Below are 6,850 nucleotides of genomic sequence, written 5' to 3' on the forward strand. Positions count from 1 at the left end.
TTACTCCTTTAGAAAAACCTTGCTTATCCTACATAATCTAATACGTGATTCTGTTTGATTATCTTATCAATCGTTCCCCCACCAAGGCATACTTCACCATCATAAAATACGACTGCTTGACCTGGTGTAATGGCACGTTGACTTTCATCAAATACTACTCTTACAGTACCGTCTTCTAAAACATTTACGGTCACACCACTGTCATCCTGACGATAGCGGAATTTAGCTGTACAAGTAAATGTATCTTTAATATCTTCTGGGTTAATCCAGTTCATATCTGTTGCAACTAATTCATCTGAGAACAAATAATCATTACTGAATCCTTGTTCTACATACAAGATATTATCTTTTAAATTCTTACCTACGACGAACCATGGATCACCAGAACCACCAATACCAAGTCCTTGTCGTTGTCCAATTGTATAGTACATTAGACCATCATGCTTACCCTTCACTTCACCATCAAGCGTTTGCATTTGACCTGGTTGTGCAGGCAAATATTCACTTAAGAACTCCTTGAAATTCCGTTCACCGATAAAGCAAATTCCAGTACTATCCTTCTTCGTTGCCGTCGCTAATCCATGTTCCATTGCAATCTCTCGCACTTTAGATTTTGGTAAGTGACCTAATGGGAACATTACTTTTTCTAAGATGTCACTAGTGAGTTGATTTAGAAAATACGTTTGATCTTTATTGGAATCTATCCCACGTAGCATTTCATATTTTCCATTGTTCTCTCGCACTTGAGCGTAGTGCCCAGTTGCAAGGTAATCAGCGCCCAAATCAACCGCATAATCTAGGAAGGCTTTAAATTTAATTTCCTTATTACACATGACATCTGGGTTAGGAGTTCTCCCAGCCTTATATTCATCTAGGAAATACGTAAATACTTTATCCCAGTATTGTTTTTCAAAGTTTACAGAGTAATACGGAATATCTAGCTGATTACATACTCGAACAACATCTTCAAAATCTTCTGTTGCTGTACATACGCCAAATTCATCTGTATCATCCCAGTTTTTCATAAATATGCCGACTACATCATAGCCTTGTTCCTTCAAGAGCAATGCTGCTACTGACGAGTCAACTCCACCACTCATTCCTACTACTACACGTATATCTTTGTTATCTTTCATCATTACCACCTTACTTTACTAATCGCTTTATTATTTTTGTAATTCGATGTGCAGCATCTACAACATTCTCATTCGTGTTAGCCGAACCAAAACTAAAGCGTATCGAGTTCGTTGTACAAGGATTATTTTCACCATAAATTGCTGATAACACATGAGACGGCTCTACAGATCCTGCCGTACAAGCACTTCCGCTTGAAGCTGCTACACCTGACAAATCAAAATTTGCTAGTAATTTTTCTACGTTTGTTCCTGGAAAACTTATATTTACTATAGAAGGAATAGTGTTTGAAAGATCACCATTCACATTAAATTCGATTCCTTCTTCATCTAATACTTGAAGAAACTGCTGTTTAAAATGCTCATAGTTAGTATTCCGTTTTTCCCTTTCTTCAAGCATTAGTTCAACAGCTGTCTTGAATCCGAAGACACCTACTACATTTTCCGTACCTGGCCTACGTTTACGCTCCTGCTCTCCACCAAATTGCAGGGCATTAAGCTTTATCCCTTCCTTAGCATATAAAAAACCAATCCCTTTAGGACCGTTTATTTTGTGGGCAGAAGTAGATAGTAAATCAACTCCAAGTTCTTTCACATCTAATCTCAATGTTCCATATGCTTGAACTGCATCGGTATGGAAGTAGGCTTGATGACTTTTCAGAACATCCCCAATCTCTTTTATCGGTTGGATGATTCCCGTCTCATTATTCACATACATTACGGATACTAAAATCGTACGATCTGTGAGGGCACTTTCTAAGTCTTCAATGGATACTCTGCCATCCTTGTATACTGGAAGATAGGTTACTTCAAACCCTTCTTTTTCCAAGTATTCCGCAGTATGAAGGGTTGCATGATGCTCAATAGTCGTCGTAATAATATGATTTCCCTTGTGCTTATTCGCTCTTGCAATACCTATTAAGGCAAGGTTGTCTGCCTCTGTCCCACCACTTGTAAAAATAATATCTTTTTCATTCGCTTGAATGCTGTGAGCCAAAACACTTCTAGATTCATCTAGCAACTGTCTTGCTTTTCTTCCAAAAGAGTGAACACTAGACGGGTTACCAAATACATCTTCATAAATTGGAACCATTGCTTCCACTACCTTCTTATGCATAGGTGTAGTTGCAGCATGGTCTAAATAAATATGCTCCATTCTATCTTCTTCCTTTCTAACACCAGACCGTTAAATGTAAAACATGTATCCTTCTAACGGATCATCTTTCTCGTGATTAATAAGATCTTCTAATGTAGTTGTATCAAGAACATTTTTAATCGCTTCTGTTACTCGTCTCCATAGCGCCTGCTTTGCGGGCTCTTCATCCTCAATACCTTCTACTAAAGCAATTGGACCTTCAAGAACTCGAATAATGTCTCCAGCGCTAATCTCCTTAGGTTCATTAGGTAAGATATACCCACCGTATGCACCGCGAACACTTTTAATTAACCCAGCATTCCTGAGAGGTGCGGCTAATTGTTCTAAATAATGTTCTGATAAGTTATTTTCCTTTGCAATTGTTTTTAATGGTATCGGTCCTTCCCCGTAATTACGTGCTAATTCCAACATGATGGTAAGTCCATAACGACCTTTTGTAGATATTTTCATCTTATTTACTCCTCTTATCCGTACGAAACAATCGTATTATTTCTATATTAACTATACCATTATCACCGTTAACTTTAAAATACATGGTATTATAGCATGAAGTTAGTCTTCTTGCATTTTTTACGAATCACGCTTAGGCTAAGATTATCAAACTATTATTTTACCTAAAGGACGATGAATATGAAACATCAACCACTCGCCTATCGAATGAGGCCAACACATATTAATGAAATTATTGGACAAGCTCATTTAGTTGGAGAAGGAAAAATATTATCTAGAATGGTTAAGGCTGGTAAGCTTGCATCCATGATTCTTTACGGTCCTCCAGGTACGGGGAAAACCTCAATGGCAACAGCTTTAGCAAAGACCCTAAAGCTTCAAGTTAGAACACTGAATGCTGTTGTGGATAAGAAAAAGGATATGGAAATTGTCGTGGAAGAAGCGAAAATGTCCGGTTCTTTGGTGCTAATTTTAGATGAGGTTCATCGACTGGATAAAGCTAAACAAGATTTTCTCCTTCCTCATCTAGAAAGTAACCTAATTACGATGATTGGATGTACAACGAGTAATCCCTACCACGCTATTAATCCAGCCATTCGAAGTCGCTGCCATATATTTGAACTGAAAGCTTTAACTCCCATTGACGTTAAAAAAGCAATCCAAAGAGCAATAACTGATATGGAGAATGGTTATGGAAATGAGGAGATTATTCTTACTGAAGAAGCCTTAAACCATTTGTCTAGTAGCTCAGCCGGTGATATGCGCTCCGCACTAAATGGACTAGAACTCGCCGTTGCATCTACTCCTAAGAATACGAATAATGAAATAGTGATAGATTTAGAAGTTGCTGAAGAATGTATGCAGCGTAAAAGCTTTTCCCATGACAAAGATGGAGATGCTCATTACGATGTATTGTCAGCTTTTCAAAAATCAATACGAGGTAGTGACGTTGATGGTGCTCTTCACTATTTAGGTAGATTAATTGAGGCTGGCGACTTGGATTCTATAGCTAGAAGAATGATTGTCATTGCATATGAGGATATTGGGCTTGCAAATCCACAAGCTGGTCCTCGCGCGGTAGCAGCGGTACAAGCTGCAGAGCGATTAGGCTTTCCTGAAGCAAGGATCCCTCTTTCAGTAGCTATTGTAGAATTATGCTTATCACCTAAGTCAAATTCTGCTTATCGTGCACTTGATTCGGCATTAGCAGATATCCGTAGTGGAAAAAGCGGAGAAATTCCAAATCATCTTAAGGATTCTCATTACCAGGGAGCAAGCAGCTTAGGTAGAGGGGTCGATTATAAATATCCCCACGATTATCCTGGTGGTTGGGTAAACCAACAATATTTACCAGACTCAATAAAAAACAAACAATACTATAAACCAAAGGACACAGGAAAGTTTGAACAAGCTATGAAACAAGTGTATGAAAAAATATTAAAAGAGAAAAAGAGTCTATAGAAGAAATTACTTTCTTAACTGTATCTGCTATCAAATTTTATTAGAAAACTAGGTAACCTATTTGGTGCCTAGTTTTTTTAATCAAACTAACTCCCCCCTTCCAATAAATTTACTACAAATTTTATATTTCTCAAACGTATAAAAATAGCATCTACCGTCTAAACTATTGAAAAGGAAATTACCAAAAGAGTCGAGTTTAACTGTCTATCTAATGAACTGACTTTTTATGAACAAAAAATACTAGTTATTAAATCTATTGATTCATTAAGTAGTTACTGAAAAAGGAGATGAAACGAACATGACTAAAGTAAGACAGGATGCTTGGTCACACGAGGATGACCTATTACTCGCAGAAACTGTATTACGTCATATCAGAGAAGGTAGTACACAATTAAACGCTTTTGAGGAAGTTGGCGATAAATTAAACCGCACCTCAGCAGCTTGCGGGTTTCGCTGGAATGCAGAAATTCGGAAAAAGTATATTAATGCTATCGATTTAGCAAAAAGACAACGTAAAGAAAAGAAACGGGCACTTGAAAAAGTAAAGAAAGCAAGTCGACCGTCTATTGTTACGTTTCAACCAAACTACGAAACTGTACCACCAGAAGAAGAAAATAATAGTACAGGCGCTGTTGCTTCTACAATTACTTTAGAAACAGTTATTCAGTTTCTAGGACAGCTAAAAAAAGACTATTATGCTTCTAATCAATCAAAAGTATCTCTTGATCATGCACAAAAAGAAAACACAATGTTAAAAGAACAAATTACTAAACTAGAAAAAGAATTAGCTGAAACTAAAAGAGAGCTAGTTACTATACAAGAAGATTACAAGGTATTTGTTCAAATTATGGACCGTGCAAGAAAGATGACCGTGTTAGAAGATCAAGGATCATTTAAAGCTCCTGCATTTCGAATGGACAAAAATGGTAATTTAGAGCAAATTGCACAAGGATCTAACTAGAAGTTAAAATTCTTTAAATGCATGCAGCTAATTAAATAGAATAATACTGTTGAAAAAATAAAGGAGCTTTAGTAAGCTCCTTTATTTTTGGTCTATTATTTTCAAATTACTCAAGACTTAAACAATATTTGTAGTACAAATTTTACTAAACATTACTTGGGATTGTCACTTCATCCGTAATAATTACATCCCAAGAAATAATGGTTGTGCTATCTCTTACATTATTATTTTTTATTGTTTCAAGTAACTTCACAATACCCTCATTAAGTTTACTAGAATCCATTGTCTCATATATCATCGAGGGTGATGAAAATAGTTCATTAGGACATTCAATTAATCCATCTGTTGTTAGCAGGATCTTATTTCTACCTTTACGAAGTTCCCTTCTACCAGTGCTATAGCAAGGAATAGGTTGGGCAAATGTATTTACTTGACCTACCCATTCAAAGAACTGCCGTTGATTCAATTGATACTGACCAAGTCTGGCAAGCTCTGGATGAAATAAATGCGATATACAATCCCCAATGGAAAACCACCAAAGATATTTGTCCTTTCGAAGAATAATTAAACATGCTGTTTCACCTTGAACTTTACTACAATTCAATAGGAATTCCTCATCTTTAAATAAACTAACTATCAAAGATTCGATTTGGATTATGGTTTGTTCATACGATTTAGTTAATAGATTCTGGATACGTGATTTATTTTTATTTAATAACTCTATTACTAATTCAGCGCTTTCCGCAGAATTATGTGCATCTAACAAGACAACAAATTCCCAATTAGCCTGATTATCTAGCCAAACTAAGCAGCCATCTTCATTCTTATATTGTCCCGCACTTGAATTACCACCGAAACGTCCAACTGCTACTTGATTTACCATTTGTATGCTAATTTGGTCTACATAATCTTGTTGACTGCCCACCCAAGAGAATTCGGTAACATTCCTTAGACTTTCCATCACTTACTCTCCAAGTATTCTTTCATTCGATTACAAAGATGGACTACTTCTCTGTTATTACCCATTGGAGCATCTTCTCAATCATAAACAGCCATCGGTCCCCAATAATCTTCTGGTGTATTGGGATAGCGAGCAACTAAATGCATATGTAGATGGGGAACTGAGTTTCCTGATACTAATGAATAAACGTGTTCGGCTCCTTCAGATTGCATTAATGCTTTGCTCACTCGTGCCATCGTTAAGCCAAATCTTTCTGCTTCTTCTATTGTCATATCACCGAGTGTCGATGCATGCCTTTTTAAATCAATCATAATATGTCCTAAATAGTTTGGCTCACCGTTCTTATCGATATGGCCAACATAGACCAATTCATCTTCATAAATCGTCACTCCTGCAGTTTCAACCACTCCTGCATGCTTATTACAAATAAAGCAATCCTCCACCTCTATCCCCCCAACGCCTTTAAAAATTATTCCGATTATATATTATCTTAGAACTTTTGGGAACACTTTTTGATGAGATTATGAATTTTCAAAATTAAATTTTAGACAAAAAAACATACTAAGATTAGTGGGTAAGATCATCGACGGATGATTTTGCCCACTATTTTTCTTTTTAGAGTTATAGTGAGAAGTGAAAGAAAGCTCGATCAGCCTCAGGGATCATTGAATCCGTATCAAAAACCGAGCTTCTTCACTTTCATTTTTGAATCAGGTTTAAGTATGTTG

At 36.5% G+C, this 6,850-nt stretch carries 6 protein-coding genes and 1 pseudogene; 2 read left to right on the top strand and 5 right to left on the bottom strand.

Annotated elements, in window-relative coordinates:
• Positions 1–23 precede the first annotated feature (23 nt).
• From mnmA to cymR, 3 genes are read right to left on the bottom strand one after another with little or no spacing between them, the layout of a single operon-like run.
• Entirely contained in the window at positions 24–1,136 is a 1,113-nt protein-coding gene (mnmA, locus tag TE34_RS18925; RefSeq protein ID WP_047986377.1) for a tRNA 2-thiouridine(34) synthase MnmA, read from the bottom strand.
• Positions 1,137–1,146: 10 nt separating this feature from the next.
• A complete protein-coding gene (locus TE34_RS18930) occupies positions 1,147–2,289 on the bottom strand; it encodes a cysteine desulfurase family protein (protein WP_047986378.1) in 1,143 nt (380 codons plus the stop codon).
• Between the two features lie 30 nt (positions 2,290–2,319).
• Positions 2,320–2,739 carry a cysteine metabolism transcriptional regulator CymR gene (cymR, locus tag TE34_RS18935; RefSeq protein WP_047986379.1) on the bottom strand — a complete coding sequence of 140 codons (420 nt, stop codon included), beginning with the start codon at positions 2,737–2,739 and terminating at the stop codon, positions 2,320–2,322.
• Between the two features lie 180 nt (positions 2,740–2,919).
• Here cymR and TE34_RS18940 point away from each other — a divergent pair, with 180 nt between their 5' ends.
• Complete coding sequence (locus TE34_RS18940; protein ID WP_047986380.1) at positions 2,920–4,200, top strand: replication-associated recombination protein A; 1,281 nt, start codon at positions 2,920–2,922, stop codon at positions 4,198–4,200.
• A 298-nt stretch (positions 4,201–4,498) separates the two neighbouring features.
• Complete coding sequence (locus TE34_RS18945) at positions 4,499–5,161, top strand: RsfA family transcriptional regulator (protein ID WP_047986381.1); 663 nt, start codon at positions 4,499–4,501, stop codon at positions 5,159–5,161.
• A 145-nt stretch (positions 5,162–5,306) separates the two neighbouring features.
• Here TE34_RS18945 and TE34_RS18950 read toward each other — a convergent pair whose 3' ends face one another.
• Entirely contained in the window at positions 5,307–6,122 is an 816-nt protein-coding gene (locus tag TE34_RS18950) for a protein phosphatase 2C domain-containing protein (RefSeq protein WP_047986382.1), read from the bottom strand.
• Positions 6,122–6,565, bottom strand: a pseudogene (locus tag TE34_RS18955) (HIT family protein). Before TE34_RS18955 ends, TE34_RS18950 begins: the two are co-directional and overlap by 1 nt.
• Between the last annotated feature and the right edge of the window lie 285 nt (positions 6,566–6,850).

The organism is Ornithinibacillus californiensis, assembly GCF_001038485.1.
GTDB classification, from domain to species: Bacteria; Bacillota; Bacilli; order Bacillales; family Amphibacillaceae; genus Ornithinibacillus; species Ornithinibacillus californiensis.

Excerpts from the sequence above, each read along its gene's own strand:
- mnmA (WP_047986377.1), bottom strand. The coding sequence starts at position 1,136 with ATGAAAGATAACAAAGATATACGTGTAGTAGTAGGAATGAGTGGTGGA.
- TE34_RS18930 (WP_047986378.1), bottom strand. The coding sequence starts at position 2,289 with ATGGAGCATATTTATTTAGACCATGCTGCAACTACACCTATGCATAAG.
- cymR (WP_047986379.1), bottom strand. The coding sequence starts at position 2,739 with ATGAAAATATCTACAAAAGGTCGTTATGGACTTACCATCATGTTGGAA.
- TE34_RS18940 (WP_047986380.1), top strand. The coding sequence starts at position 2,920 with ATGAAACATCAACCACTCGCCTATCGAATGAGGCCAACACATATTAAT.
- TE34_RS18945 (WP_047986381.1), top strand. The coding sequence starts at position 4,499 with ATGACTAAAGTAAGACAGGATGCTTGGTCACACGAGGATGACCTATTA.
- TE34_RS18950 (WP_047986382.1), bottom strand. The coding sequence starts at position 6,122 with ATGGAAAGTCTAAGGAATGTTACCGAATTCTCTTGGGTGGGCAGTCAA.